A 24,743-nucleotide genomic window follows, 5' to 3' on the forward strand; every position below is an offset into this window, starting at 1 on the left:
GAGGTTACGTGCCCGGGTTCGGCGTCCCGGCGTCGTCCATCTCGGCCAGCGCCTTCCGCGCCTGCTCGAGCTCGGCCTCCAGGGCGGCCACGCGGGCGGCCCGCTGCTCGCGCGCGGCCCCGATCACCGAGTCGATCGGGCCGGCGACCTCCGGGTGCAGCTCGGCGGCCGCCCGGGACACGGCGGCCGCGGTGACCGGCAGCCCGCGGGTGAGCCAGGTGGCGCCCTGCTTGAGGTCGGCCTGCCACTCGCCGTCGGCGGTGCCGCTGACGGTGAGCGTCAGCTCGACCACGCGCGTGGTGCGGGCGGTGGAGGTGGAGCCCTTCGGCCGGCCGCGGCGGCGCTTCTCCGGCTCGGCCGGGGCGTCGGCGGCCGGGGCGTCGGCGGCGGGGTCGGCGGGAGCCGGGGTGGGGACGCTGGTCTCGGTCGGGCTGGTCATCTCGCGGCGGGTTCCCTCTCGTGACGGTCGGCGATCCATGGTGATGCTAGAACACATGTTCGACGGAGTCGGCTCCGGGCGAGGCCGTCATCGCCGCGGACGCCCACCGGCACGACGGGTCGGTGCCGCGCCGAGGGGGTCCTCGGGCCACGGGTGCTTCGGGTAGCGCCCGCGCAGCTCGGCGCGCACCTGCGGGTAGCCGGTCGTCCAGAACGACGCGAGATCGGCGGTGACGGCGGTCGGGCGCCCGGCCGGGGAGAGCAGGTGCAGCACCACCGGGAGCCGCCCGCCCGCGACGGTCGGGGTGGCGGTCCAGCCGAAGCACTCCTGCAGCCGGACGGCGAGCACCGGCTGGTCGCCCGACCAGTCCAGCGTGACCGACGACCCGGTCGGCACGGTGATCCGCTCCGGGGCCAGCTCGTCGAGGGTGCTCGTGTGCCGCCAGTCCAACCGGGAGCGCAGGACCGGCCCGGCGTCGATGCGGCCGAGGTCGGCGCGGGAGCGGGCTCTCGCGAACGGGCCCGTCCACCACGGGTCGGGGTCGGCGAGCAGGGCCTCGTCGGACACGTCCGGCCACGGGTCCCCGACGACCCGGTGCAGGGTGGCCAGCCGGTCGCGCAGCCGCTTCGCCCCGTCCGACCAGCGCAGCAGTCCCAGTCCCTCCGCGCGCAGACCCTGCAGGAGCGCGGCGCGGACGAGGTCGCGGTCGGGGCGGTCGAGCCGGCGCTCGTGCAGGACGATCGCGCCGAGGCGCCGGACGTGGCGGGCGGTGACGTCGCCCCGGTCCCAGCGGACCTCGTCGGCCTCGACGAGCAGCGCGGGTGCCGCGAGCTCGGCGAGCTCCTGGTCGGCCGCGGCGGCGAGGCGGACGGTCCCGTTCTCCGCGCCCGGCGCCCGGTCGGCGACCGCGACGGCCAGCCACTGCGCCGCGGCCAGCGGGCTGCCGGGCGGCAGCGCGACCGCCGTGCCCCCGGCCATGAGGTACAGCGCGCCCCGCTCCGGCCGTCGCCCCTGCACCGGCGGTGCGGGGTCCCCCGGGCGGCGCCGGGCGAGCCGTTCGGGATGGGCCAGCGCGACGACGAGCGCGGCGTGGTCGTGGGGGTGCTCGTGGTCGTCCGCCCCGGAACGCCCCGACGAGGGTGCCGACGTGCGGCCGGGGTCGACCAGCCGGCGCAGGCGGGCGGACTCCGTGCGCCACCGCCCGCTGCCCGGGGCGGACCCGTCGCGCAGGCGGCGCAGCTCGGTGTCGGCGTCGGCCCCGGAGCCGAGGGTGTCGTCGTCGAGCAGGGCCACCACCTCCGCGGCGGTCCGGGCGCCGACCAGCGCGGCCCCGTCGAGCAGGGCCCGGGCCAGGCGGGGGTGCAGGCCCAGCCCGGCCATCCGCCGGCCGCGGTCGGTCACCGTGCCGTCGGCGGCGAGGGCGCCGAGCGCGCGCAGCACCTCCTGCCCGGCGCGCAGCGGGCCCTCCGGCGGGGCGTCCCACCAGCGCAGACCGCCGCCGTCCGGGGTGCCCCAGCAGGCGAGGTCCAGCGCCAGGCGGGTGAGGTCGGCGGTGCGGATCTCCGGCTCGGGGTAGCGGGGGAGCAGCTCGCCCTCGGGCCAGCAGCGGTGCACCCGCCCCGGGGCCTCGCGTCCGGCCCGCCCGGCGCGCTGCTGCGCCACGGCGTCGGAGACCCGGACGGTGACCAGCCCGGCCAGCCCGCGCCGGTGGTCGACCCGCGGCGTCCGCGCCAGCCCGGCGTCGACGACGGCGCGCACGCCGGGCACGGTCAGGCTCGACTCGGCCACCGCCGTCGCCAGGACGATCCGGCGCCGCGACCCGACGCCCCCGGCCGGTCGATGCAGCGCCGCGTCCTGCTCGGCCGCCGGGAGCCGTCCGTGCAGCGGCAGCACGTCGGCGTCGACGCCGGACAGCGCGGACGCCGTCCGCCGGATCTCCGCGACGCCCGGCAGGAACGCGAGCACGTCGCCGTCCCCGCCGTCCAGGGCCGCCCGCACCGCGCGCGCGACGGTGCCCTCGATCCGCTCGCCGCGCAGCGGGGGATCGTGGCGGACCGTCACCGGGAACGTCCGCGCCTGCACCCGCAGCACCGGGGCATCACCCAGCAGCTCGGCGAGCCGGCCCGTCGCCACCGTGGCCGACGTGGCGAGCAGCCGCAGGTCGGGGCGCAGGCCGTCGCGGGCGTCGAGCAGCAGGGCGAGCAGCAGGTCGGCGTCGAGGTGGCGTTCGTGGCACTCGTCGAGCAGGACGGAGCCGACGCCGGTCAGCTCGGGGTCGGCGGCCAGGCGGCGCAGCAGCAGCCCCGAGGTGACGACCTCGATCCGGGTCCGCGCCGACGTGCGGGAGTCGCCGCGCACGGAGTACCCGACGGTCCTGCCGACCGGCTCCCCGAGCAGGTGCGCCATCCGCGCGGCGGCGGCCCGGGCCGCGAGCCTGCGGGGTTCGGCGACGACCACCCGGCCGTCGAGGGCCAGCAGGGCGAGGGGCACCAGCGTGGTCTTGCCGGTGCCCGGGGGCGCGACCAGCACCGCGCAGCCGTGGGCGGCCAGGGTCGCCGTGATCTCGTCGAGCGCCGCGCGCACCGGGAGATCGGGGAGGTCCATCGCGGACCAGTCTCCCCGAGCGGTGGTGCGGGGCTGCTGCGAGGATCGGGCCATGACCTGGCTCCCTCGCACGCTCGGCGTGCTCACCGCCGCCTACGGCCTGTCCACCCTGGTCCGGCCCGCGATCTTCGCCAAGCCCGCCGGCCTCTCCGGCGACGAGCCGCCCGCCCCGGTCGGGATCCTCGTGCGCGCGGTCGGCGTCCGCGACCTCGCCAACGGCATCGCCATGGCCGCCGCCCCCGCGGGCCCGGCGCTGCAGCTCGCCGTCGCCGCCCGGATCGCCGGTGACCTCGGCGACGCGCTCACCTTCGCCCTGTCGCCCAACGACGACCGCGACGCGAAGAAGAAGGCGATCGGCGTCGGGCTGGGCTGGGGCGCGCTCAACGTGCTCGGCCTGCTGGCCGCGCGGCGCTGAACGCACGGGAGCGGGGCACCACCGACGGTGGTGCCCCGCTCCGCACGACCAGGGATCAGACCCCGGCCTCGTCCTTCGCGACCGCGGCGTAGCGGGTCTGCGCGGCGGAGGCGACGCCCGCGCGGTTCTTGTGGTTCTCCTCGTAGGTGGCGACGGCCGTGATGTCCTCCGGCGTCGTCAGCTCGCGGATCGCGGAGATCGCGTCCTGCGCGTTGAGCTCGTCGTAGTCGCGGACCGGCAGCTCCGAGGCGCGCAGCGTGCCCAGGTTGCGGCGCGTCTCGTGGACGGCCTGCGCGGTGTCGTCGGCGCCGTCACGGCGGGCGACCTGCTCGGCGCGGCCCAGCGCGGCGTCGCGCCCGGCGGTGGCGACCTCACGGGCGCCGGTGCTGATGCGCGTCACGGTGGAGGCGGTCTCGCGGGCCAGGTCCTCGGCGGAGTCGCGGACCTGCTCGCCCGTGCGCGAGACGGCGGCGACGGCCTGGTTGAACCGCTCGATCGCGAACCGCGTCGGCAGGCTCACGACGCGGGTGACGCCACCGGCGACGCGCTGCAGCGGCGTGGCGACCAGCGCGGTGACCCCGCCCATGGCCTCCTCGGCCAGCACGGTCGTCAGCCACTCGACGGTGGCCTCGTGCGCGGTGACGAGGTCGTCGGCCAGGCGCTCGGTCGAGACGCGCTCGGCGCGGCGGGCCAGCGTGCGGACGTAGCGGGCCCGGTCGAGCAGCTGGTGCTCGAGGGTGAGGTCGCCCAGCAGCGCCTCGTCGAGGGGCTGGCCCTGCTCGACGGTGGACTTGACCAGCGCGAGCACGCGGCCGATGGCCGGGGTGACGACGTCGGGCACGCCGCCGACGCGGCGCAGCTCGTCGTTGATGCGCTCGGTGCGGCGCTCGGCGTTGGCGCCGTTCTGCCGCAGCTCACGCCGCACGGCCTCGGTCCGGGCCTGGGTGACGCGCACCTTCGCGATCTGCGCCTCGGTCTGGGTGAGCTGCTGCAGAGCGCGGAGCTGGGTGATCAGGGTCGGGACGACGGTGCGGGTATCCATGTCCAGAGGGTGTCCGGGGCGACGGGGGGCTCACACCTCGTCACGGTGTGTCCGCCCGCACAAGCCGATCACGCCTCCTCGACCCGCGCCCTGGCGCGCGCCGTGCGGGTCGCGGCGGTGCCCGCCTCCCGGGCCGCGGCCCGCGCCGCGGCCGCGGCCTCCCGGCTGTCGGCGGCCGCGGTGCGCTCGTGGCGCTGGGCGGCGTCGAGCTCGGCGGTCAGCGACGCGACGCGCTCGCGGGCCCGCTCGTGCTCCTGCTCGGCCCGCTCGTGCTCGGCCTCGGCCGCGTCGCGCCGTTCCCGGGCCGTCGCCTCCATCGCCTCGGCGTCGGCGAGGTCGCGGCGGCGCTCCGCCCGCTCGCGCTCGCGGCGGGCGACCTCGGCGGGGTCCTCCGCGGGTTCCGCCTCCGCGGGCTCCGCCGCGTCGGCGGGCTCGGGAGCGGCCGCCTTCTCCGCCGCCCGCTGCACGACGGCGTCGGGGTCGGACCCGGGACCGAAGCCCGAGTAGGTGATCGTGCGGGTCAACCGACCGGACCGGACCTCGTCGGCGACGACGGGGTCGGCGAGGGCCGCCTCCAGGATGTCGCCCAGCTCGCGCAGCAGGGAGTCGCTGACGGGCTCGTGCGCCTCGCGCGCCAGCCGGCCGGCCTCCCGCGCCATCCCCGCCACGAGCTTGCGACGCTGCGACGACAGCGCGCGCAGCGCGGCCCCGTCGAGGGTCCGCTGGGCGTCGGCGAGGCTCGCGGCGATCCCGAGCAGCCCGTCGAGCTGGTCGCGGCGGTGGCGGGCCAGCAGGTTCGCCAGCCACGCCGCGCGGGTGGGGCGGCGCAGGCGCGCGGCGGCCGTCGCGAACTCCTTGTCGCCGCGCTCGCGCGCCGCCCGGACGGCCTCGTCCCGCGTGGCGACGAAGTCGGCGGGCGGCGCGGCGTAGAGCGCGTCGGCCAGCTCGTCCAGGTCCACGGGGAGGACCCTAGAACGAAACCGCCGCACAGCGGGCGCACAGCGGGCCCACAGGGCCGCGCGCCAGGCTCGGGGCCATGAGCGAACACGAACACGATCTCGGCCTGGCCCACGACCTGCCCCGCCTGATGGGACGCCGCAGCCTGCTCGGCCTGTTCGCCGGCGCCGGGGCCCTCGCGCTGGCGGGCTGCGCGTCGGCGGCGACCGGCACGACCGCGACGACCGGCACGGCGACCGGCACCGCGACGGGCTCGGCCGCCGAGATCCCCGAGGAGACCGCGGGCCCGTACCCCGGCGACGGCTCCAACGGCCCGAACGTGCTCACCGAGAGCGGCGTCGTGCGCAGCGACATCCGGTCGAGCTTCGGGTCGCTGTCGGGCACCGCGCAGGGCGTGCCGCTGACGATCACGCTCGCGCTGGTCGACACCGCGACGGGCGCCCCGCTGCCCGGCGCCACGGTCTACCTGTGGCACTGCGACCGCGACGGGCGGTACTCCCTCTACGACGTCGAGGACCAGAACTACCTGCGCGGCGTCCAGGCCGCCGACGCCGACGGCCGCGTCACGTTCACGACGGTCTTCCCGGCCGCGTACTCGGGACGCTGGCCGCACGCGCACCTCGAGGTCTACCCCGACCTCGCGTCGGCCACGACCCCGGAGAACGCGACGGTCACCACGCAGCTCGCGCTCCCGCAGGACGCCTGCGAGCTCGTCTACGCGACGACCGGCTACGAGTCGAGCGTGCGGAACCTCGCGCGGACCTCGCTGGACCGCGACACGGTCTTCGCCGACGGGTACGCCACGCAGCTCGCGACCGTCACCGGCGACGTGACGGCCGGGATGACCGCGACCCTGACGGTGGGGATCGACGCCTGATCCGGACCCGCCCGGGACCCGCTCAGCGGAAGCCCGGTAGCCACTCCCGCGCCAGGCCCCGGGCGTCGACGGTGCAGTCGAGCTGGGCCAGCACCGCGCACCAGCCGGACAGCACCCGCACCACCACCATGTGCCCGGCCGGCAGCGACAGTGCCCGCCCGGTCTCGCGGTAGGCCCGGCCGCGCAGGTCCGTCACCCGCGCGCCGTGCCGGGCCAGCCACGCGCGGTGGAACCGGAACCGCGGCTCGCGCAACGGGTCGGCCAGCCCGCCGACGAACCGCAGCACGTCCGACGCCGCCACCTCGCCCGCGACGAAACCCTCCGCGCGCATCAGCGCCACCGCGGCGTCCGCGTCGCCGTCGGCGACGTGCCGCAGGATCGTGGCCAGCACCGGCGGGACGCCGTCGGGCAGCTCCGCGACCGCCCCGAAGTCGACGAGCCCGAGCCGCCCGTCGGGCAGGACCAGGACGTTGCCCGGGTGCGGGTCGGCGTGCAGCAGCCCGAGGCGGGCGGGGGTGGAGAACATCGTCTCGACGATCGTGCGCGCCCACCGGTCGCGCTGCGCCGCGTCGGTGTCCCGGGTCATCGCGACGCCCAGCGGCTCGCCGTCGAGCCACTCCGAGACGATCACCCGCGGCGCCGACGCGACGACCTTCGCGACGGCCAGGTGCTCGTCGCCGTCGAACGCGGCGGCGAAGACGCGCTGGTGGGCGGCCTCGGCGCGGTAGTCGAGCTCGTCGAGCATCCGGCGGCGCAGCTCGGCGAGCACCGCGCGGGCGTCCAGCTCGGGGACGATCATCGTGAGGACCCGGGAGAACCGCTCCAGGGTGCGCAGGTCGGCGTCGAGCGCGTCGCCCGCGCCGGGGTACTGCACCTTGACGGCGACCGCGCGGCCGTCGTGCCACACCGCGCGGTGCACCTGCCCGACGCTCGCGGCGGCCGCGGGCTCGGCGTCGAACTCGCGGAACCGGGTGCGCCACGCCGATCCCAGCTGCGTGTCCAGGACGCGGTGCACGTCGGCGACCGGCATCGCGGGGCCCGCGGCCTGCAGGCGGGTCAGCGCCCGGCGGTAGGGCTCGGCGAACTCCGCGGGCAGCATCGGCTCGTAGACCGACAGCGCCTGCCCGACCTTCATCGCCCCGCCCCGGAGCTGCCCGAGCACGGCGAAGAGCTGCTCGGCGTTGCGCTCCAGCACGTCGGCCGACACGGCGTCGGCGTCGGCGCCGGCGAGGCGGCGACCCCAGCCGGCGACCGCGCGCCCGCCGAAGGACAGGGGGACGGCGGCGAGCCGCGCCCGGCGGCCGATCACGGTGGTCATGGGGGAATCCTGGTGCCGCTCCACCGACGGGTGAAGGACCCGGGTACCCGTTCCGCGGGTGGTGCCAGCACGCCCGTTTGGCAGGATGGGCCGGTGATCGCAGCTGCCGCCGCCCGGTCCGACGGCGAACGGGCCCGCAGTGCCGCCGACGCGCTGGCGCGGCTGCGCCCCGGCGTCGTGGAGGAGGCCCGGCGCTGCCTCGGATCGGTCGAGGCCGTCGGGTTCGTCGCCCGGCTGGACCGCTGGTTCGCCGACGTGCACGTGCCGCTGTCGGCGCTCTACCCCGACCCCGACGGGCTGGCCGCGATGATCGTGCATCTGGCCCTGCGCGCGGCCGCGCAGCGCCCGGCCGACCTGCGGGCGGTCGACCGGCGCCGGGAGGTCGACCCGGGCTGGTTCCAGCACGAGCGGATGGTCGGCTACGTCGCCTACACCGACCGCTTCGCCGGCACCCTCGACGCGCTGCCCGCCCGCCTGGACCACCTCGCCGAGCTGGGCGTGACCTACCTGCACCTGATGCCGCTGCTCGCCCCGCGCGAGGGCGCCAACGACGGCGGCTACGCGGTGGCCGACTACCGCTCCGTCGACCCGCGCCTGGGCACCATGGACGACCTGTCCGACCTCGCCGCGGAGCTGCGCGCCCGCGACATGAGCCTGTGCGTCGACCTCGTCCTCAACCACACCGCCCGCGAGCACGCCTGGGCCCGCGCCTGGCTGGCGGGCGATCCCGCGTACGAGGGCTTCTACCTCGCCTTCCCGGACCGCACGCTGCCCGACGCCTACGAGGAGACGATCACCGACGTCTTCCCCGACCAGGCGCCCGGCTCGTTCACCGAGGTGCCCGGCACGGGCTGGGTGTGGACCACGTTCTTCGACTACCAGTGGGACCTCGACTACTCCACCCCGCGCGTGTTCACCGCGATGCTGGAGGAGATCCTGTGGCTGGCCAACCGCGGGGTCGAGATCTTCCGGATGGACGCCGTGCCGTTCATGGGCAAGCGCCTGGGCACCTCGTGCATGAACCAGCCCGAGGTGCACGACATCGTGCAGGCGCTGCACGCGGCGGTGAAGCTCGCCGCCCCGGCCACGGTGTTCAAGGCCGAGGCGATCGTGGCGCCCGACGAGCTCGTCGCCTACCTCGGCGCCCACGGCGACGAACGGTCCGGGCGGTACCGCCCCGAGTGCGAGCTGGCCTACCACAACCAGCTCATGGTGATGCTGTGGTCGAGCCTGGCGACGAAGGACGCCCGGCTCGCCGTGCAGTCGCTGCGCCGGCTGCGCCCGATCCCGCCCGAGACCTCCTGGGCCACCTACGTGCGCTGCCACGACGACATCGGCTGGGCGGTCGGTGACGTCGACGCGCGGGCCGTCGGCTACGACCCGCACGCCCACCGCGACTTCCTCAACGCCTTCTACGCGGGCGAGTTCCCGCTGTCCTTCGCCCGCGGCGCCCGCTTCGGGGAGAACCCGGAGACCGGCGACGCCCGCATCTCCGGATCGACCGCGGCGCTGTGCGGGATCAGCGAGGCGCGCGAGCGGGGCGACGCGGCCGCGCTGGAGGCCGGCATCCGCCGGTTCGTGCTGCTGCACGCCGTCACGTTCGCCTGGGGCGGGGTGCCGCTGCTCTACATGGGCGACGAGCTGGCCCAGGGCAACGACACGACCTACCTCGACGACCCCGCGCTCGCCGGCGACAACCGCTGGATGCACCGCCCGTACTTCGACGACGCCGCGGCCGCGCTGCGCCACGACCCGGCCACCGTCGAGGGGCGGGTGTTCGGCTGGACGAAGGCGCTGGCCGCGGCCAGGGCGTCGCTGCCCGCGCTGCACGCGGCGGGGCGGGGGCGGGCGCTCGACGTCGACTCGCCGCACGTGCTGGCCTGGCACCGCCGCCACCCGCGCAGCGGGCACTTCGTCGGGATGGTCAACGTCGCCGAGCACCCGGTCACGGTCGACGCGCACGTCCTGGACGGGTTCGGCGCGCTCGACACGGTGCTGTCGAGCGACGGCCCGCTGCTCGTGCACGACGGCCGGCTCGTCGTGCCCGCGCTGGGTTTCGTCTGGCTCGCCGAGCCGTAGGCAGGGCCCCGCGGGCGGGCCTCAGCGCTGCTGCTGCTGGGCCAGCCGCTGCGCCACGACCTGCTGCATCCGCTGCAGCCCGGACAGCCCGAGCCCCGCGACCTGACCCTCCAGCTGCTGCAGCAGGTGGGGGTCGGCCACGGTGTTCTCGCTGGACTGGATGAGCACCGTGCCGGCGCCGGTGAAGTCGAACTGGCGCTCCTCACCGGAGTTGCTCCCCAGCATCCCCATCGCCCCGCCGAGGAACCCGGTCATCCACCGCGCGTCGTAGTGGTGGCTGGGGGACGGGCAGTCGGCCCAGCCGACCAGTGCGTCCGGGTCGACCCGGATCGGGGGCTCGGCGAAGATCACCGGGCCGGAGCTGGAGGCCAGGAACTTGCCGGTGCCGATCAGCGTGAGGAACCCGGGCACGATCGACTGCTTGAGCTCGAGGGAGGAGTCGAACGCGAGCAGGTTCGCGGCGCGCAGCGTGAGGTTGCCGTCGTCGAGGTCGTAGCTGTTGATGTCGTAGCCGCGGTCGCCGAGGATCAGGTGCCCCGCGCCGGAGGCCACCACCCAGTCGCGGGTGTAGAGAGGTGCGGAGAACCGGGTCGCGACCATGCCGCCGATGCTCGCCGAGGTGAGCGGTTCGAAGCGGATGCCGTTGCTGTGCGGGGCCGGGTAGTAGGCGATCATCCGGCCGGTCTGCATGAACAGCTGCCCGTCGAGGCGCACGCAGTAGGCGTAGTGGTTGCCGGGGAGGTTGTCGTTGTCCGGCAGCGTGCTCGGGTTGAGGGGGATCACAGCTTCTGCTCCGATGCCTGGACGTAGACGGTTCCCTGGCCGGTGAGCTTGAGCTGCACGGCCTCGCCGGAGCCCCGGCCCACGGCGTCGCGCCAGCCCACCGAGGCGGCGATGTCGACGTTCACCTGCCCGACGTGCGCGACGTAGGCCTGCGGGTCGACCGCGACCGGCCGCCCGCCGACCGGGATCGCGATGGTGCCGCCGTGGCTCAGGACCGCGGCGGTGCCGTAGCCGTGCAGCTGCGTGGTGAACAGGCCCTGCCCGGAGACGGCGCCGCGGACGGCCCCGCGGATGCCGCCCTGGGAGCCGAGGAACACCACCGTGGACTGCAGCGCGGCGTCGTGCGCGACGAGCCGGTCGGCCTCGACGGACAGCGGCCCGGACCCGTCGAGCTCGATGATCGTCACGTAGAGGCCGCGGTAGCCGTAGTGCACCGTCCCGTGGCCCTGGGCGACCATCATCGGGACCTGCTCGCCGGCCATCATCCGGCCGACCATGCCGCCCGCCCCGCCCTGGCCCGTGTGGACGGGGGAGAACCCGACGTCGCCGGTGTAGGCGAGCATCGCGCCGCGGCGGGCGAGGATCTCCCGCCCGGGTGCGACGGCGGCGGCGACGACCTTGTTGTTGATCTGCTCGAAGGTGCCCATCAGCGCTCCTCGGGCTGGATGTAGACGACCCCGCTGCCGTCGAAGCGCAGGGAGAACGCCTCGCCGGAGCTCTCGCCGATCAGGTTGCGCCACGACACGTCGGTGACGAAGGACTGGTTGAGCTGGCCCTGGCTGGCGATGAACGCGTCGGGGTCGACCACCAGCGGGTACTGCGGCGAGACCTCCAGCGCGATCGGCGGCCCGCCCGCCGACAGCAGCGCGACGGTGCCGTACCCGGTGACGGTGGTGGTGAACAGCCCCTGCCCGGACGACGCTCCGCGCACCCCGGCGAACGCCACGTCGGTCCTGAGCTTGTCCGACAGCGCGAGCAGCTGCTCGGACTCGACCTTGAGCGTGTCGCCGTTCAGCTCGACGATCAGCACCTCCATCGCGTCCTTCGCGAACCACACGGTGCCCTGCCCCGTGCAGTGCATGAGCGCGACGGACTCGCCCGCAGCGCGGCGCTTCAGGCCCGCCATCAGGCCGTCGCCGCCGCCCATGCCGGCGTTCTTGAACGTGACGTCGCCGGTGTAGGCGATCATCGACCCGGTCGCGGCGCGCACGGCGTCGCCCGCCAGGTCGATCTCCAGCACCCGCGACCCGTTGAGTCGGAATCCCTGCACGCGGGGGATCCTGGCACATGATCCTCCTGCGGTGGGCGGTATCGGTAGTTCCGCGGTCGTCGACGGTCGGGGCGCCTCCTAGGGTGCTGGTCGTCCCGGGTGATCTGGTCGTCCCGACCGACGGGGCCGGAGGGGGTGGGCCGTGGGCGCGCGGATCGCGGGGGTGGAGGTGCACCTGCCCGGGTCGCGGGTCGGCACCGAGGAGGTGGAGGCGCGGATCGCGGCAGCGTCGGGGTGGTCACCGCCGTCCGGACTGATCCACCGGCTCACCGGCATCTCGTCGCGGCACGTGGCCGCCGACCACGAGCAGGCCTCCGACCTCGCCGTGGCCGCGGCCCGCAAGCTGCTGGCCGGCACGGGCACGGCGCCGCACGAGATCGACCTGCTGGTCTTCGCCTCGGCCAGCCAGGACATGGTCGAGCCGGCGACCGCGCACATCGTCGCGGCGAAGCTGGAGCTGTCGTGCCCGGTGATGGACGTCAAGAACGCGTGCAACAGCGTGCTCAACGGCATGGAGGTCGCCGACGCGCTGATCGCCGTCGGTGGCTACGGGCGCGTGCTCGTCGTGAGCGGGGAGACGCCGTCGCGGGCGGTGCGGTGGGCCGTCGACGGCATCCGCGGGTTCCTGCGCGCGTTCCCCGGCTACACGCTCTCCGACGCGGGCGCGGCCGTGCTGCTGACGGCGGGGGAGCCCGGCACCGGCGTGCTCGGGTCCGGGTTCACCGCCGACTCCCGGCACTGGGAGGCGGGCACGCTGGCCGCGGGCGGGTCGCTGCACCCGCGCGAGGTCGAGCACACCTACTTCGCGATGGACTCCGCCCGGCTCAAGTCCGCGTTCCTGTCGGTGGGCACCGGGATCCTCGACGCGACGCTGGCCCGACTGGGTCTGGCCTGGGACGACATGGCGGTCGTCGCCGTGCACCAGGTCTCGCTGCCCTACCTGGAGGTGTTCGCGCGCGGTGCGGGGGTGCCGGGGGACAAGCTCGTGGTCACCGTCGCCGAGCACGGCAACGTCGCGTCGGCGAGCCTGCCGCTGCAGCTGGTCACCGCCCGGGAGCTGGGGCGCTGCGGGCCGGGTGACCTGGTCGCGCTCGTCGGGCTGGCCGGCGGGGTCAGCCTGGGCATCACGGTGGTGCGGCTGTGAGGCTGTTCGTCGTGGTCCCGGCGTTCGACGAGGCCGCGGGCATCGGGGCCACGCTCGACGCGCTGGCCGCCCAGACCGACCAGGACTTCCGGCTCGTCGTCGTGGACAACGCCTCGACCGACGGCACCGCCGACGTCGTGCGCGCGCACCCGGTGCCGGCCGAGGTCGTCGACGAGCCGCGGCGCGGTACCGGGACCGCCGCCGACACCGGGATGCGGTTCGCGATCGCCCGGGGCGCGACGCACCTGGCCCGCACCGACGCCGACTGCCTGCCCGCCCCCGACTGGGTCGCGCGGGTCCGGGCCGCGTTCGCCGACCTCGACCTCGTCGCCGGGCGCCTGCTCCCGCGCACCGACGAGGGGCTGCCCGCGTGGCAGCGCGGGGTGCTCGTCGGGGCGGTGGGGGTGGCGGCCGCGTTCGGCCGCTTCCGGCCCGGCAACCGGGTGCCGGGCGCGCTCGGGCCCTACGTCATGTCGGCCGGCTGCAACATGGCGATCACCGCGGAGCTCTACGAGCGCGCGGGCGGCTTCCCGCGCACCCGCATCCAGGACGTGCACGAGGACCGCGCGCTGGTCAACGCGGTGCGCCCGCTGACGGCCCGCTACGGGGCCCGGCGCGACGTCGTGGTGCGGGGGTCGAGCCGGCGGGTGCGGGCCTGGGGGCTGGTGCGGACGCTGGGCTGGTACGCCGACCACCGGTACCGCCCCGAGCACGTGGACATCCGATGACCGACCGGTGGGAGCGCCGGGTCCAGCTCGGGGCGCACCCGCTCGCGTACCCGCTGGTCCGGGGCCTGGCGCGGGTCGGGCCGGTGGTGCGGGTGCCGCGGGTCGGGGTCGTCGTCAGCGACGCCGCGCTCGCGCGGGCCGTGCTCACCGACACCGCGTCGTTCACCAAGACCGGTCCGGGATCGCCCGCCGCGCTGTGGACGCCCGTCGTCGGGCCGTCGGTGCTGCTCAACATGGAGGGCGCGGAGCACGCGGCGCTGCGCCGCGCGCTGGCCGACCTGTTCACCCCGGCCGCGGTGGCGCAGCTGTGTGCGCGGGTGCTGGCCGAGCCGTGCGCGGCGCTGCGCGGTCGGCTGGCCGCGGGGGAGGCCGTCGACCTCGTCCCGGTGGCCCAGCGCGCGGCCGGCGCGGTGATCGCGGGGCTGGTCGGGCTCGACGCCGGGGACGCCGCCGGGCCGGCGTTCGCGGCGGCGACGGCGGTGACCTCGATGGTGCGCCTGCGCCGCCCCGAGCTGACGCCGCGCCAGGTCGTGCGGGGCCGGGCGGCGCTGGCCGGGATCACGGCGCCCGCGGCCGCCGCCTACCGCGAGGGGGACCCCGCGACCGTGCCCGGCCGGATGCGCGAGCTGGGGCTCACCGAGCGCGAGGCGCTGGGGGCGGTGGCGGCGTTCGCACTGACCGGCACGGAGACGGTGGTGTCGTTCCTGCCGCGGCTGGTCGCCCTGCTGCACGACGCGGGGCTGCTGGGGGCGGTGGCGGCCGACCGCGGACGCGTGGACGCGTGCGTCGAGGAGGGCCTGCGGATCACCGTGCCGTCGCCGGTGATGCTGCGTCGCGTGGCCGCCCCGGCCCGGATCGGGACCGTCGCGGTGAGGCCGGGGGACCGCGTCGTCATCGCGACGGTCTCGGCCGCCCGGGCGCCCGGCGGCTTCGACCCGGACCGCCCGCACCCGCCCGCGTTGCGCCGGCTGTGGTTCGGGGCCGGTCCGCACTTCTGCCTCGGGATGCCGCTGGCCACGGCGCAGGTCCGGACGGTCCTCGACGCTCTGCTCGACGCCCACCTGGACCGGCCGCTGCGGATCACCCGCCGCCGCGTCGCCCACCGGGTGCTGATCCCGGCCTACCGCGAGCTGGTGGTGCGCGGTGCCTGAGTCCGGCGCGGCGGCCCGCGACCTGCTGAGCCTGGTCCTCGACGCCGCCGACCGGCACGGCGACGCCCCGGCCCTCACCGGCCCACCACCCCGGCGCGGCGCGTTCCGCGGGGCAGGAACGGCGTTCCGCGGAACGCGGCAGGACGGGGCCGGGGGAGCCTCCGGCAGGGCAGGAACGGCGTTCCGCGGAACGCGGCAGGACGAGCGGGGAACCTCCGGCGGGATACGCCGCGCGTTCCGCGGAACGCGGAAGGACGGGTGCGAGGGAACGTCCCGTGGGACAGGAACGGCGTTCCGCGGAACCCGGCCCGCCGAGGTCACGGAGCCGCACGCGGCGACGGAGCCGGCCGGGGTGACCCTGACGTACGCCCAGCTCGGCGACCGGATCCGCGCCGTCGCCGCCCGGCTGACCGCGGCCGGCTTCGCCCCGGGGCAGCGCATGCTGTTCTCCGTCCGCCCGTCACCGGACTCGGTGGTGCTCGCGCTGGGGGTCGTCGCGGCGGGCGGGACGGTGGTGTTCGTCGACCCCGGCGTCGGGCCCGCGCTGTTCGCCGCCCGCACCGAGCTGGCCGCGCCGGGCTGGGCCGCGGCGGAGTCGGTCCTCTACGCCGCGGGCCGCCGCCCGCTGCGGGCGCTGGCCCGTCGCCGCGGGGTGCTGCTGCCCGACTACGCGCGGCTGCCCGTCCGCCACGTGCGGGCCGGTCGGTGGCTGCCGGGCGTCCCGCGGAACGCGGTACCGCTGCGCAGCCTGCTGCGGCCGGTGCCGCGCCGGTCGGTCGCCTCGGACCCCGGGCAGGACGCCGTCGTCGTCTTCACCGCCGGGACCACCGCCGCACCGAAGGCCGTCGTGCACACCCGGGGCTCGCTCGGCGCGGCGCTGGACGTGCTGTCCACCCGCTGCGCACTCGGCCCGGGCACCCGCGTGCACACCGACCAGTTCCTGCTCGGGCTCCCGGCGCTGGTCGGCGGCGGGCACTGGTCGATGCCGCCCTACGGGTTGGCCCCCGCCGCGCGGCCGGACGAGCTGGCGCGCGGGCTGGACGGCGCCACCCACACGTTCCTCGTCCCCGCCGACCTCGCCGCGGTCCTCGACGCCGTCGAGCGCGGGCAGGTGGCGCTGCCCGCCTCCCTGCGGCAGGTCCTGCTCGGTGCGGCGCCGGTGCTGCCCCCGCTGCTGCGCCGGGCGGGCGCCGCGCTGCCGGGCGTCGAGTTCCTCGCGGTCTACGGGATGACCGAGATCCTGCCCGTCGCGGTCGCCACCGCGGCCGAGAAGCTCGCCCACCCCGGGCCCGGTGACCTGGTCGGGACCCCGCTGCCCGGTGTCCGCGCCCGCGTCGACGGGGACGGACGGCTCGTCGTCGGCGGCGCGAACCTCGGCCACTACCTCGGCGAGGAGCCCGCCGACGAGCACACCACCGGCGACCTCGCGACGCTCACCGACGACGGGGCGATCGTCCTCGGCGGCCGCGCCACCGACATGATCATCCGCGGCCGCACCAACATCTACCCCGGCCTGCACGAGCCCGCCATCGCCGCGCTGCCCGGCGTCGCGCGGGCGGTGCTGGTCGGGGTGCCGGACGCGATCGGCGACGACCGGGTGGTGCTCGCCGTCGTCGCCGCTGCGCTGGAGCCGCCCGGGCTCGCCGACCGGGTGCGGGCGGCGCTGCCGCAGGTGGTCGACGCGTCCGCGCTGCCCGACGAGATCGTCCTGGTCGATGACATGCCGGTGGCCGGGCGCACCCGCAAGACCGACCGGGCCGCCCTGCGGGACCGGCTCGCGCGGGCGCGGCGATGACGGGCGCGGCGATGAGGGGCGCGGCGATGACGGGCGCGGCCCGCACCGGTGCGGGCAGTGCCGCTCCGGGAACGGCCGGGTGCGACGTCCGGCGGGAGGGGGCGGCGTGCGGATCGCGGTGACCGGGGCCGCCGGGTTCGTCGGCTCCGCGGTGGTGGCGGCGGCGCGCGCCCGGGGCTGGGAGGTCCACCCGCTCACCCGGCGCGAGTGGGACGTCGCCGCCGGGCCCCTGCCCGGCCCGCCGGCCGTCGACGCCGTGGTGCACGCCGCCGCGGCCGTCACCGACTGGGCCGACCCGGTCCGGGTCTGGGCGGCCAACCTGCACGGCACCCGGCACGTCGCCGCGACCTTCCCCGGTGTGCGGCTGGTCCACCTCTCGACCGCGAGCGTCTACGACCCGTTCGTCCCGACCGTCGACGCGCCGGAGTCGGCGGGGCCCGCGGCGCGGCACCTCACCGCGTACGGGGCGTCCAAGGCGGCGGCCGAGCGGCTGCTGGCCGGGCGGCCGGAGACGGTGGTGCTGCGCCCGCACGCCGTCTACGGCCGCGGCGACCCGACGCTGCTCCCGCGCATCCTCGGTGCGGTCCGCGGCCGCACGCTCGTCGTCGCCGGGGACGGCGGCGCCCGCCACACCCTGACCGCGGTCGGCACGCTCGCCGAAGCGTGCCTGCTCGGGTGCACCGGCCCGCCGGGCACCTACAACGTCGGCGACGCCGAACCGGTCACCCTGGACGCCGCGCTCGGCGGGCTGCTCGCCGCCCGCGGGATCGACGCGCGCATCCGGCACCTGCCGCGCCGGGCGGCGTGGGGGCTCGCCGGGGTCGCCGAGGCGGTGGCCTGCGCGCTGCGCCGGCCGGACCCGCCGCGGCTCACCCGCTACGCCGTGAGCCAGCTCGGCACGGAGCGCACGCTCGACCTCACCGCCGCCCGCACCCGCCTGCACCTCGACCCGGCGCCCACCTCCTTCGCCGGCGCCGACGACTGGTAGGCCCGACGACCGACAGACCCCGACGAGCGGCGGCTCCGACGAGTGGCGCGCCGGGTCGGCCGAACGGCCCACTGCGCGCGGCGGGCGGGGTTTGCTCGGAAGCGCGCCGGGCAAATCTGGATCATGGAGCCGTTCGCACCGGGGCATGTGGAGTTCGTGCACCGCAGCTGGCCCGCCGATCCCGCCCAGCTGACCGTCATCCGTCACGAGCTCGCCGGGTGGCTCACGCCGCTGTCGCTGACCCCGGACGAGACCGCCGACGTCGTCCTCGCCGTCGACGAGGCCGCCGCGAACGTCGTCCGGCACGCCTACGGTCCGGACGAGTCCGGCGCGGTGGAGCTCACGCTGTGGACCGAGCCCGCCGAGGACTCGGCGTCCACGACGCTGTGCATCGAGGTCGTCGACCACGGCCACTGGCAGCCGCCGGTGGAGCGGCCGACCGAGGGCGGCCGGGGGATCCCGCTGATGAGCACGATGTCGGAGTCCGTCCTCATCCGCTACGACGAACGGGGCAGCCGCGTGCTGCTGCGCCACCGCATCCCGAACGCTGCGTGACAACTCGTGAGTAACCGCCGCTGACCTCCGCTCGTTCGCCGGGTATGGGTCGGGGACGCAGGATCGGGTACGTCGGGGGTGCCGCGCTGGTCGCGGCCGTGGTCGCGGGGCTGGCGGTGGTACCGGCGTCGGCGCAGGAGCGGGACCTCCCCGTGCCGTACGGCGCACTGGCGACGCTCGCCGCGCAGGCCTCCCCGGCCCCGGCCGACCCGCCCGGCTCCAACGACGACGACTGCGAGCCGAGCGCCGCGCACCCCGACCCGGTGGTCCTCGTGCACGGCCTGGGTGCGAACAAGTCGGTCAACTGGCAGACGATGTCGCCGCTGCTGGCCAACGAGGGCTACTGCGTGTTCGCCCTGACCTACGGCACCGCGCTCGCCGGAGAGCAGGTCGGCGGGCTGCTGCCGATGGAGCAGAGCGCGGAACAGCTCGACGCGTTCGTCGACGGCGTGCTGGAGGCGACCGGCGCGGAGCGGGTCGACCTCGTCGGACACTCCGAGGGCACGCTCATGCCGCAGTACTGGCTGCAGTTCCTCGGCGGCGACGCCGTCACCGACGACTACGTGGCCGTCACCCCGCTCTACGACGGGACGCTCGCCGATCCCCTGCCGGTCGCCGCGCTGGCCGACGCGCTCGGGGTGCGCGACGTCGCGGGCGCACCGGTCGCCCTGGCCTGCGGCTCCTGCCCGCAGTTCATTTCCGGCTCGGACTACCTGGAGCGGATGGCGCAGGCGGGCACCCGCGTCGAGGGCGTCGACTACACGACGATCATGACCCGCTACGACCAGCTGGTGGTCCCGTACACCAGCGGCGAGCTCGAGGGCGCCACCAACATCGTCGTTCAGGACGGCTGCGAGATCGACCTCTCCGACCACCTGTCGATCATCTTCTCCGAGCGCACCGGCGCCCTGATCCTCAACGCTCTGGACCCGGAGAACGCCCGCGACGTGCCGTGCCGCCCGGTGCTGCCGCTGCTGGGCAACGAGGTGATCTGACCGCTCCCGCGTTGCAGGATCGGGCATCGCTCACATAGCGTGCTCGCGTGGCGCAGCGCGATGATCTCTCGGCCCGACCGTGGGTCGACTTCGGCTACGTCTGCAGCGCCGCCTGTCGGGTCTGACGCACCGCCCCACCTGCGCCGACCCTCTCCGACAGGACCCCTCGTGACCACCCGTGTGCCTGCCGTGCCCGTCACCCTGCGTGCACTCGGTCGTGCCTTCGGCGACCGTCCGGTGCTCGCCGGCATCGACCTGGACGTCGCGGCCGGTGAGGTCGTGGCGCTGCTGGGGGCCTCGGGCAGCGGCAAGTCGACGCTGCTGCGGCTCGTCGCGGGCCTGGACCGGCCGACGGCGGGGGAGGTGCTCGTCGACGGCACCCGCGTCGACGGCATCGAGAACCGCGCCGCCGTCGTGTTCCAGGAGCCGCGGCTGCTGCCGTGGCGCACGGTCGCGGAGAACGTCGCGTTCGGGCTCCCCGACGGCACGGCGCGCGCCGCCGGCCGCGAGGAGGTGGCCCGCGCGCTGGACTCGGTCGGGCTCACCGCGTTCGCCGGGCACCGCCCGCGCGAGGTGTCCGGCGGCATGGCGCAGCGCACCGCGCTGGCCCGCGCGCTCGTCCGGCGGCCCGGCGTCCTGCTGCTCGACGAGCCCTTCGCCGCCCTCGACGCGCTCACCCGGCTGCGCATGCAGGACCTGGTCGACGACCTGCAGCGGACCTCCGGTGCCACGGTCCTGCTCGTCACCCACGACGTCGACGAGGCGCTGCAGCTCGCCGACCGGGCCGTCGTCCTGTCCAACGACCCCGCGGGAGCCGGGATCGGGCACGTGCTCGACGTCCCCGGTGACCGCCCGCGCGACCGCGCCGATCCCGTGCTCGCCGCCCTGCGCGTCGAGCTGCTCGACCGCCTCGGCGTGCCCCGGCACGCCCCCGCCTGATCCTCCCCGCCTGACCCTCCCGACGACTCTCGGAGCCGCCGTCATGTCCCGTCTCGCCCGCCTCGGCGTGTTCCTCGCCGCCTCCGCCCTGCTCGCCGGCTGCGTGTCGGGGGAGAGCTCCGACGGCTCCGTCGACGCCGCGCCGGCCGGTGAGGTGCAGCTCAGCCTGGACTACGCCTACTACAACCCCGAGAGCCTGGTGATCAAGGAGCAGGGCTGGCTCGAGGAGGAGCTCGGCGCGGGGTCGGTGGAGTGGATCCTGTCCCAGGGCAGCAACAAGGCCAACGAGAACCTGCGCGCGAACGTGATCGACATCGGTTCGACCGCGGGCACCCCCGCGCTGCTCGCCCGCGCGAACGGGTCGCCGATCAAGTCGATCGACGTCTACAGCCGCCCGGAGTGGTCGGCGATCGTCGTCGCGGCCGGCTCCCCGATCACGTCGGTGGAGCAGCTGCGCGGGCAGAAGGTCGCCGCCACCCAGGGCACCGACCCCTACTTCTTCCTCCTGCAGGCCCTCGCCCAGGCCGGCCTGTCGGCGTCGGACGTGGAGATCGTCAACCTCCAGCACTCCGACGGGCGCACGGCGCTGGAGCGCGGTGACGTCGCCGCGTGGGCCGGGCTCGACCCGTTCATGGCGCAGTCGGAGCTGGAGGCCGGCTCGACGCTGATCTACCGCAACCTCGACTTCAACTCCTACGGCCTGCTCAACGCGACCGAGTCGTTCATCGAGGAGCAGCCCGAGCTCGCGCAGACCGTCGTCACCGCCTACGAGCGGGCCCGGGCCTGGATCGCCGAGAACCCCGACGCGGCCGTGCAGACGCTCGCCACCGCGGCGGGCATCGACCCGGAGATCGCGCGCCGCCAGCTCACCGAGCGCACCGACCTCGCCATCGACCCGGTGCCCGGCGAGCCGCAGCGCGCGGTGCTGTCGCGCCTGCTGCCGCTGCTCGTCGCCGACGGGCTGGTGCGCTCCGAGCAGGAGGCGACCACCGCGCTCGACACCCTGTTCGAGCCGCGCTTCGCCGAGGCGGCCCGCGGGACGGGCTCGGCAGGCGCGTGACCCTCACCGAGCAGCCCACCGCCGTCACCTCGGCGCCCCCGCCGCCCCGGGCCCGCCGCGGGTGGTGGCGGGCCGCGGCGCTGGGTCTCGTCGTCCCGGTGCTGTTCGTGCTGGTCTGGCACCTGCTGGCGACGTCGGGGGAGTTCTCGCCGTCGCAGCTGCCGACGCCGGGGGCGGTGCTGGCGGCGTTCGTCGAGCTGCTCGGGCGCGGCGAGCTGTGGCGGCACATCGGGATCAGCACGCAGCGGGTCCTGCTCGGGTTCGCGGTCGGGGCGGGGGCCGGGCTGGTGCTCGGCGGGCTGGTGGGGCTCGCCCGCCCGGCCCGGTCGCTGCTCGCGCCGTCGATCCAGGCGGTGCGCGCGGTGCCGTCGCTGGCCTGGGTGCCGCTGCTGCTGCTCTGGCTGGGCATCGGGGAGACCCCGAAGATCGTCCTCGTCGCGATCGGCGCGTTCTTCCCCGTCTACACGACGGTCTCGGCGGCGCTCGACCACGTCGACCGCCAGCTCGTGGAGGTCGGCCGCGCCTACGGCCGGTCGGGGCTGCGGTTGTTCCTGTCCGTGCAGCTCCCGGCGATCGCCCCCGGCACGCTGGCCGGGATGCGGCTGGGGCTCGCGCAGGGCTGGCTGTTCCTGGTGGCGGCGGAGCTGATCGCGTCGTCGATCGGGCTGGGGTTCCTGCTGATCGACAGCCAGAACACCGGCCGCACCGACATCCTGCTGCTGGCCATCGTGCTGCTCGCCCTGCTGGGCAAGCTCACCGACAGCCTGCTCGGCCTGGCCGAGCGGCGGCTGCTGCGCCGCTGGAGCTAGCTCCCCGGTGCGGCCCCGCGCAGCCGGTCCCACAGCGCCACGACGTGCTCCCGCTCCGTCGCGACCGAGCCGATCGCGACGCGGACGACGTGGCGCCCGTCCACGACGGTGTGCGTGAGCAGGGCGGTCCCCGAGGCGTTGACGCGTTCCAGCAGCGCGCGCGTCGCCCGGTCGTCGGCATCGGGGTCGCCGGTGTCCAGGCGGAAGCAGACCAGCGACAGCGACCGCGGCACCGCCAGGACGAACCCGGGCTCCGCCTCGATCCACGACGCCAGCTCCGCGGCCAGCGCCACGTGCCCGCGCAGGTGCGCGCGCAGCCCCTCCAGCCCGAAGCCGTGGATCACCGTCCAGAGCTTCAGCGCCCGGAACCGGCGGCCGAGCGGCACCTGCCAGTCGCGATAGTCGACGACCGCCCCGGAGTCGGTGGCGCTGTTGCGCAGGTACTCGGGGGTGATCGACAGCGCGTCGGGGAGGGCGGCGGCGTCGCGCACCCACAGCAGCGAGGCGTCGAACGCCGTCATCAGCCACTTGTGGGCGTCGGTGCAGAACGAGTCGACGTGCTCCACGCCGTCGAGCAGGTCGCGGTGCTCGGGGCACAGCGCCGCCACCCCCGCCCAGGCCGCGTCGACGTGCACCCACACGCGGTGCGGGGCGGTGACCGCGGTGATCGCGGCGACCGGGTCGACCGCGCCGGTGCCGGTGGTGCCGACGGTCGCGCAGACGAGCACGGGCCGCAGGCCGGCGGCCACGTCGGCGGCCAGCATCTCCGCGAGCGCGTCGGCCGACATCGCGAGCGAGCCGGGCGACGGCGGCACCACCCGCAGCGCCCGCGCGCCGAGCCCGGCCACCCGCACCGCCTTGGCGAGCGAGGAGTGCGTCTCGGCGGTGACGTAGACGCGTTCGGTGCCGTCGACGCCGGACTCCCGCCACGCGCCCCCCGACGTCCGGTGCAGCGCCGCGAGCAGGGCCACGAGCGCCGCGGAGGACGCGGAGTCGGCGATCGTGCCGCCCCCGCCGCCGGCCCAGGTGAACGCCGGGCCGAGGCCGAGCGCGTCGGCCAGGCCGTCGAGCAGGACCTGCTCGACCTCGGTGGCCGCTGGCGAGGTCGACCACAGCATCCCCTGGACGCCGAGCCCGCCGGAGAGCAGGTCGCCCAGCACCGAGTGCAGCGAGGCGTTCGCCGGGAAGTAGCCGAAGAACCCGGGGTGCTGCCAGTGCGTGGTGGCCGGGACGACGACCCGGTCCAGCTCGCCGAGCAGCGCGCCCAGCTCCCGGGGCGCCTCCGGGAGGGTGTCCGGCAGCTGCGACCGGACCCACCCCGGCTCCACGGCTGGTCGCACCGGCAGGTCGCCGACGCCGGCCCGGTACCCCGCGATCCAGTCGACGACGGCGTACCCCAGCCGCCGGAACTCCTCGGGATCGAGATCCGTCACAGGAACCTCTCGCTCAGCCACGCCGTGACCGCGTCCAGCACCTCGGGCGCGATCGTCGTCTCGATGGTGCCGTACTCGCCGATCGCGCCCGTGGCCGTCGGCTGCATGAGGTGGTTGAGGCCGGGGAAGGTCCGGACGGTGGCGTCCGGGCCGCCCGCGAGCAGGTCCCGCATCGGGCCCTCGCTCTGCGACGGCGGCACCTGCAGGTCCTTCTCCCCGAAGAACGCGAACACCGGCACGTCGAGCGAGCGCAGGGCGGGGGCGGGGTCGTGGAGCAGGAACGGGGCGAGGTCGAGCGTCGAGTCCACGATCGCGTCGACCTGCTCCGGGCCCGGGCGCTGCGACTCCGGCAGCGTCGCGAGCTGGCCGATGATCTCGTCGCGCGACCGCGCCCGGGCGGCCTCGACGTCCCCCGCGCGCAGCAGGTCGGTGAACTCCGCCAGGAACGCCAGGTAGGCGTCGGTCTCGGCGGCGGGCGCGCCCGCCTGCTCGCGCAGCAGCCGGTTCTGCAGGATCAGCACGTCCTCGCCGGACACGGCGGGCCCGGCCATCGAGACCACGAACGCGACGTCGCCCCGCGACGCGGCGAGCGGGCCCAGGTAGCCGCCCTCGCTGTGCCCGAACAGCCCGACGCGGGCCGGGTCGATCCCGTCGGTGCCGCGCAGGAACGCGACGCCGGCGAGCGCGTCGTCGGCCAGCACCTCGTACGGCGTGCCGGACGCCGCTCCACCGGACCCGCCGACGCCCCGGTCGTCGGTGCGCAGCACGGCGAACCCGGCGCGGGTGAGGGTGTCGGCGAGCAGCAGGAACGGCTTGTGGCCCTCGATCGTCTCGTCGCGGTCCTGCGCACCGCTGCCGGTGATCATGACGACGGCGGGGAACCGCCCGGCGCCGTCGGGGCGGGTGAGCGTGCCGGCCAGGGTGACCTCGCCGCTGGGGAAGGTCACGTCGTCGGCGCGGTAGGGGAACGGCGGCCGCGGCTCCTGCGGGCGGGCCGCGGCCACCGGCTCGCCGCGGGTCAGGGCGAACGGGGTGGCCGGGGCGGCGCCCTGGGTGTAGTCGCCGCTGATCGTGTCGCCGTCGAGCGTTCCGCGGAACGTCGCGCCGCCGGGGGCGTCGGGCAGGGCGAACGTGACGGCGGCGCCGTCGACCCGCACGTCGCGCAGCGGGAGGCCGGTGACCCCCTGCGCGGGGATGTCGATCCCGCCGCCGTCACCGGAGAAGGTGAGCCGGACCTGCAGCGGCGAGCCGGGCGCCTCGATCCGGCCCTGCCAGGTGCCCTCGATCGCGGTGGGCCCGGGCGGGGCTCCGCACGCAGCCGTCAGGACGAGCACGACCGCCATGATCCACCACCTCACGGCC

The 24,743-nt window shown here is 76.3% G+C and carries 23 protein-coding genes; 13 read left to right on the forward strand and 10 right to left on the reverse strand.

Annotated elements, in window-relative coordinates:
* Positions 1-4 precede the first annotated feature (4 nt).
* A complete protein-coding gene (locus H6H00_RS21770; protein WP_185717578.1) occupies positions 5-439 on the reverse strand; it encodes a DUF6319 family protein in 435 nt (144 codons plus the stop codon).
* Positions 440-526: 87 nt separating this feature from the next.
* Positions 527-3,043 carry an ATP-dependent helicase HrpB gene (gene hrpB / locus H6H00_RS21775; RefSeq protein ID WP_185717579.1) on the reverse strand — a complete coding sequence of 839 codons (2,517 nt, stop codon included), beginning with the start codon at positions 3,041-3,043 and terminating at the stop codon, positions 527-529.
* 52 nt (positions 3,044-3,095) lie between these two features.
* On the opposite strand from hrpB, the gene H6H00_RS21780 reads away from it, so the two are divergent.
* The gene (locus tag H6H00_RS21780; protein WP_185717580.1) at positions 3,096-3,458 is read left to right on the forward strand and encodes a hypothetical protein; all 363 of its coding nucleotides are present in this window, start codon (positions 3,096-3,098) and stop codon (positions 3,456-3,458) included.
* A gap of 55 nt (positions 3,459-3,513) precedes the next feature.
* Here H6H00_RS21780 and H6H00_RS21785 read toward each other — a convergent pair whose 3' ends face one another.
* Positions 3,514-4,500: a ferritin-like domain-containing protein gene (locus H6H00_RS21785; protein WP_185717581.1), complete on the reverse strand. Its 987-nt coding sequence runs from the start codon at positions 4,498-4,500 to the stop codon at positions 3,514-3,516.
* Positions 4,501-4,568: 68 nt separating this feature from the next.
* Positions 4,569-5,459 (reverse strand): hypothetical protein, encoded by an 891-nt coding sequence (locus H6H00_RS21790; protein ID WP_185717582.1) that lies wholly within the window; start codon positions 5,457-5,459, stop codon positions 4,569-4,571.
* 77 nt (positions 5,460-5,536) lie between these two features.
* Between H6H00_RS21790 and H6H00_RS21795 the strand changes: the two genes are divergently transcribed.
* Complete coding sequence (locus H6H00_RS21795; protein WP_185717583.1) at positions 5,537-6,334, forward strand: intradiol ring-cleavage dioxygenase; 798 nt, start codon at positions 5,537-5,539, stop codon at positions 6,332-6,334.
* Positions 6,335-6,356: 22 nt separating this feature from the next.
* On the opposite strand, the gene H6H00_RS21800 is transcribed toward H6H00_RS21795, so the two are convergent.
* On the reverse strand, positions 6,357-7,652 hold the full coding sequence (locus H6H00_RS21800; RefSeq protein WP_185717584.1) for an ABC1 kinase family protein: 1,296 nt from the start codon (positions 7,650-7,652) through the stop codon (positions 6,357-6,359).
* Between the two features lie 93 nt (positions 7,653-7,745).
* On the opposite strand from H6H00_RS21800, the gene H6H00_RS21805 reads away from it, so the two are divergent.
* Positions 7,746-9,731 carry an alpha-amylase family protein gene (locus H6H00_RS21805; protein WP_221775623.1) on the forward strand — a complete coding sequence of 662 codons (1,986 nt, stop codon included), beginning with the start codon at positions 7,746-7,748 and terminating at the stop codon, positions 9,729-9,731.
* A 21-nt stretch (positions 9,732-9,752) separates the two neighbouring features.
* Here the strand turns inward: H6H00_RS21805 and H6H00_RS21810 are convergent, their stop codons facing one another.
* Genes H6H00_RS21810 through H6H00_RS21820 form a run of 3 tightly spaced genes read right to left on the reverse strand, consistent with a single transcriptional unit; the run spans position 9,753 to position 11,784 of the window.
* On the reverse strand, positions 9,753-10,514 hold the full coding sequence (locus tag H6H00_RS21810; protein WP_221775624.1) for an AIM24 family protein: 762 nt from the start codon (positions 10,512-10,514) through the stop codon (positions 9,753-9,755).
* Positions 10,511-11,161 (reverse strand): AIM24 family protein, encoded by a 651-nt coding sequence (locus tag H6H00_RS21815; protein WP_185717585.1) that lies wholly within the window; start codon positions 11,159-11,161, stop codon positions 10,511-10,513. Before H6H00_RS21815 ends, H6H00_RS21810 begins: the two co-directional genes overlap by 4 nt.
* The gene (locus H6H00_RS21820) at positions 11,161-11,784 is read right to left on the reverse strand and encodes an AIM24 family protein (RefSeq protein WP_221775625.1); all 624 of its coding nucleotides are present in this window, start codon (positions 11,782-11,784) and stop codon (positions 11,161-11,163) included. The genes H6H00_RS21815 and H6H00_RS21820 overlap by 1 nt, the downstream gene beginning before the upstream one ends.
* Positions 11,785-11,926: 142 nt before the next feature.
* Between H6H00_RS21820 and H6H00_RS21825 the strand changes: the two genes are divergently transcribed.
* From H6H00_RS21825 to H6H00_RS21870, 10 genes are all read left to right on the forward strand, one after another.
* The gene (locus tag H6H00_RS21825; RefSeq protein ID WP_185717586.1) at positions 11,927-12,928 is read left to right on the forward strand and encodes a 3-oxoacyl-ACP synthase III family protein; all 1,002 of its coding nucleotides are present in this window, start codon (positions 11,927-11,929) and stop codon (positions 12,926-12,928) included.
* Complete coding sequence (locus H6H00_RS21830) at positions 12,925-13,656, forward strand: glycosyltransferase (RefSeq protein WP_185717587.1); 732 nt, start codon at positions 12,925-12,927, stop codon at positions 13,654-13,656. Before H6H00_RS21825 ends, H6H00_RS21830 begins: the two co-directional genes overlap by 4 nt.
* Complete coding sequence (locus H6H00_RS21835; protein ID WP_185717588.1) at positions 13,653-14,807, forward strand: cytochrome P450; 1,155 nt, start codon at positions 13,653-13,655, stop codon at positions 14,805-14,807. Before H6H00_RS21830 ends, H6H00_RS21835 begins: the two co-directional genes overlap by 4 nt.
* Entirely contained in the window at positions 14,800-16,602 is a 1,803-nt protein-coding gene (locus H6H00_RS21840; RefSeq protein ID WP_255425304.1) for a class I adenylate-forming enzyme family protein, read from the forward strand. Before H6H00_RS21835 ends, H6H00_RS21840 begins: the two co-directional genes overlap by 8 nt.
* Positions 16,603-16,708: 106 nt before the next feature.
* Positions 16,709-17,590 carry an NAD-dependent epimerase/dehydratase family protein gene (locus tag H6H00_RS21845; protein ID WP_185717589.1) on the forward strand — a complete coding sequence of 294 codons (882 nt, stop codon included), beginning with the start codon at positions 16,709-16,711 and terminating at the stop codon, positions 17,588-17,590.
* Between the two features lie 123 nt (positions 17,591-17,713).
* Positions 17,714-18,145 (forward strand): ATP-binding protein, encoded by a 432-nt coding sequence (locus H6H00_RS21850; RefSeq protein WP_185717590.1) that lies wholly within the window; start codon positions 17,714-17,716, stop codon positions 18,143-18,145.
* A gap of 44 nt (positions 18,146-18,189) precedes the next feature.
* Complete coding sequence (locus H6H00_RS21855; protein ID WP_185717591.1) at positions 18,190-19,140, forward strand: esterase/lipase family protein; 951 nt, start codon at positions 18,190-18,192, stop codon at positions 19,138-19,140.
* A gap of 168 nt (positions 19,141-19,308) precedes the next feature.
* Positions 19,309-20,079: an ABC transporter ATP-binding protein gene (locus H6H00_RS21860; protein ID WP_255425305.1), complete on the forward strand. Its 771-nt coding sequence runs from the start codon at positions 19,309-19,311 to the stop codon at positions 20,077-20,079.
* Positions 20,080-20,122: 43 nt separating this feature from the next.
* On the forward strand, positions 20,123-21,139 hold the full coding sequence (locus H6H00_RS21865) for an aliphatic sulfonate ABC transporter substrate-binding protein (RefSeq protein ID WP_185717593.1): 1,017 nt from the start codon (positions 20,123-20,125) through the stop codon (positions 21,137-21,139).
* Positions 21,136-21,948, forward strand: coding sequence for an ABC transporter permease (locus tag H6H00_RS21870; RefSeq protein ID WP_221775626.1), 813 nt, complete (start codon positions 21,136-21,138; stop codon positions 21,946-21,948). The genes H6H00_RS21865 and H6H00_RS21870 overlap by 4 nt, the downstream gene beginning before the upstream one ends.
* Here the strand turns inward: H6H00_RS21870 and H6H00_RS21875 are convergent.
* Both H6H00_RS21875 and H6H00_RS21880 read right to left on the reverse strand, forming a co-directional pair.
* A complete protein-coding gene (locus tag H6H00_RS21875) occupies positions 21,945-23,381 on the reverse strand; it encodes a pyridoxal phosphate-dependent decarboxylase family protein (RefSeq protein WP_185717594.1) in 1,437 nt (478 codons plus the stop codon). The two genes, H6H00_RS21870 and H6H00_RS21875, sit on opposite strands and share 4 nt — an antisense overlap.
* On the reverse strand, positions 23,378-24,739 hold the full coding sequence (locus H6H00_RS21880; RefSeq protein ID WP_221775627.1) for an alpha/beta hydrolase family protein: 1,362 nt from the start codon (positions 24,737-24,739) through the stop codon (positions 23,378-23,380). The genes H6H00_RS21875 and H6H00_RS21880 overlap by 4 nt, the downstream gene beginning before the upstream one ends.
* Positions 24,740-24,743 lie beyond the last annotated feature (4 nt).

The sequence above is a fragment of the Pseudonocardia petroleophila genome (assembly GCF_014235185.1).
GTDB classification, from domain to species: domain Bacteria; phylum Actinomycetota; class Actinomycetes; order Mycobacteriales; family Pseudonocardiaceae; genus Pseudonocardia; species Pseudonocardia petroleophila.

What these genes read in the sequence shown, in the direction of transcription:
- H6H00_RS21855 (WP_185717591.1), top strand. Translation starts at nt 18,190, where the DNA reads ATGGGTCGGGGACGCAGGATCGGGTACGTCGGGGGTGCCGCGCTGGTC.
- H6H00_RS21800 (WP_185717584.1), bottom strand. Translation starts at nt 7,652, where the DNA reads ATGACCACCGTGATCGGCCGCCGGGCGCGGCTCGCCGCCGTCCCCCTG.
- H6H00_RS21785 (WP_185717581.1), bottom strand. Translation starts at nt 4,500, where the DNA reads ATGGATACCCGCACCGTCGTCCCGACCCTGATCACCCAGCTCCGCGCT.
- H6H00_RS21780 (WP_185717580.1), top strand. Translation starts at nt 3,096, where the DNA reads ATGACCTGGCTCCCTCGCACGCTCGGCGTGCTCACCGCCGCCTACGGC.
- H6H00_RS21850 (WP_185717590.1), top strand. Translation starts at nt 17,714, where the DNA reads ATGGAGCCGTTCGCACCGGGGCATGTGGAGTTCGTGCACCGCAGCTGG.
- H6H00_RS21770 (WP_185717578.1), bottom strand. Translation starts at nt 439, where the DNA reads ATGACCAGCCCGACCGAGACCAGCGTCCCCACCCCGGCTCCCGCCGAC.
- H6H00_RS21835 (WP_185717588.1), top strand. Translation starts at nt 13,653, where the DNA reads ATGACCGACCGGTGGGAGCGCCGGGTCCAGCTCGGGGCGCACCCGCTC.
- H6H00_RS21795 (WP_185717583.1), top strand. Translation starts at nt 5,537, where the DNA reads ATGAGCGAACACGAACACGATCTCGGCCTGGCCCACGACCTGCCCCGC.
- H6H00_RS21815 (WP_185717585.1), bottom strand. Translation starts at nt 11,161, where the DNA reads ATGGGCACCTTCGAGCAGATCAACAACAAGGTCGTCGCCGCCGCCGTC.
- hrpB (WP_185717579.1), bottom strand. Translation starts at nt 3,043, where the DNA reads ATGGACCTCCCCGATCTCCCGGTGCGCGCGGCGCTCGACGAGATCACG.
- H6H00_RS21865 (WP_185717593.1), top strand. Translation starts at nt 20,123, where the DNA reads ATGTCCCGTCTCGCCCGCCTCGGCGTGTTCCTCGCCGCCTCCGCCCTG.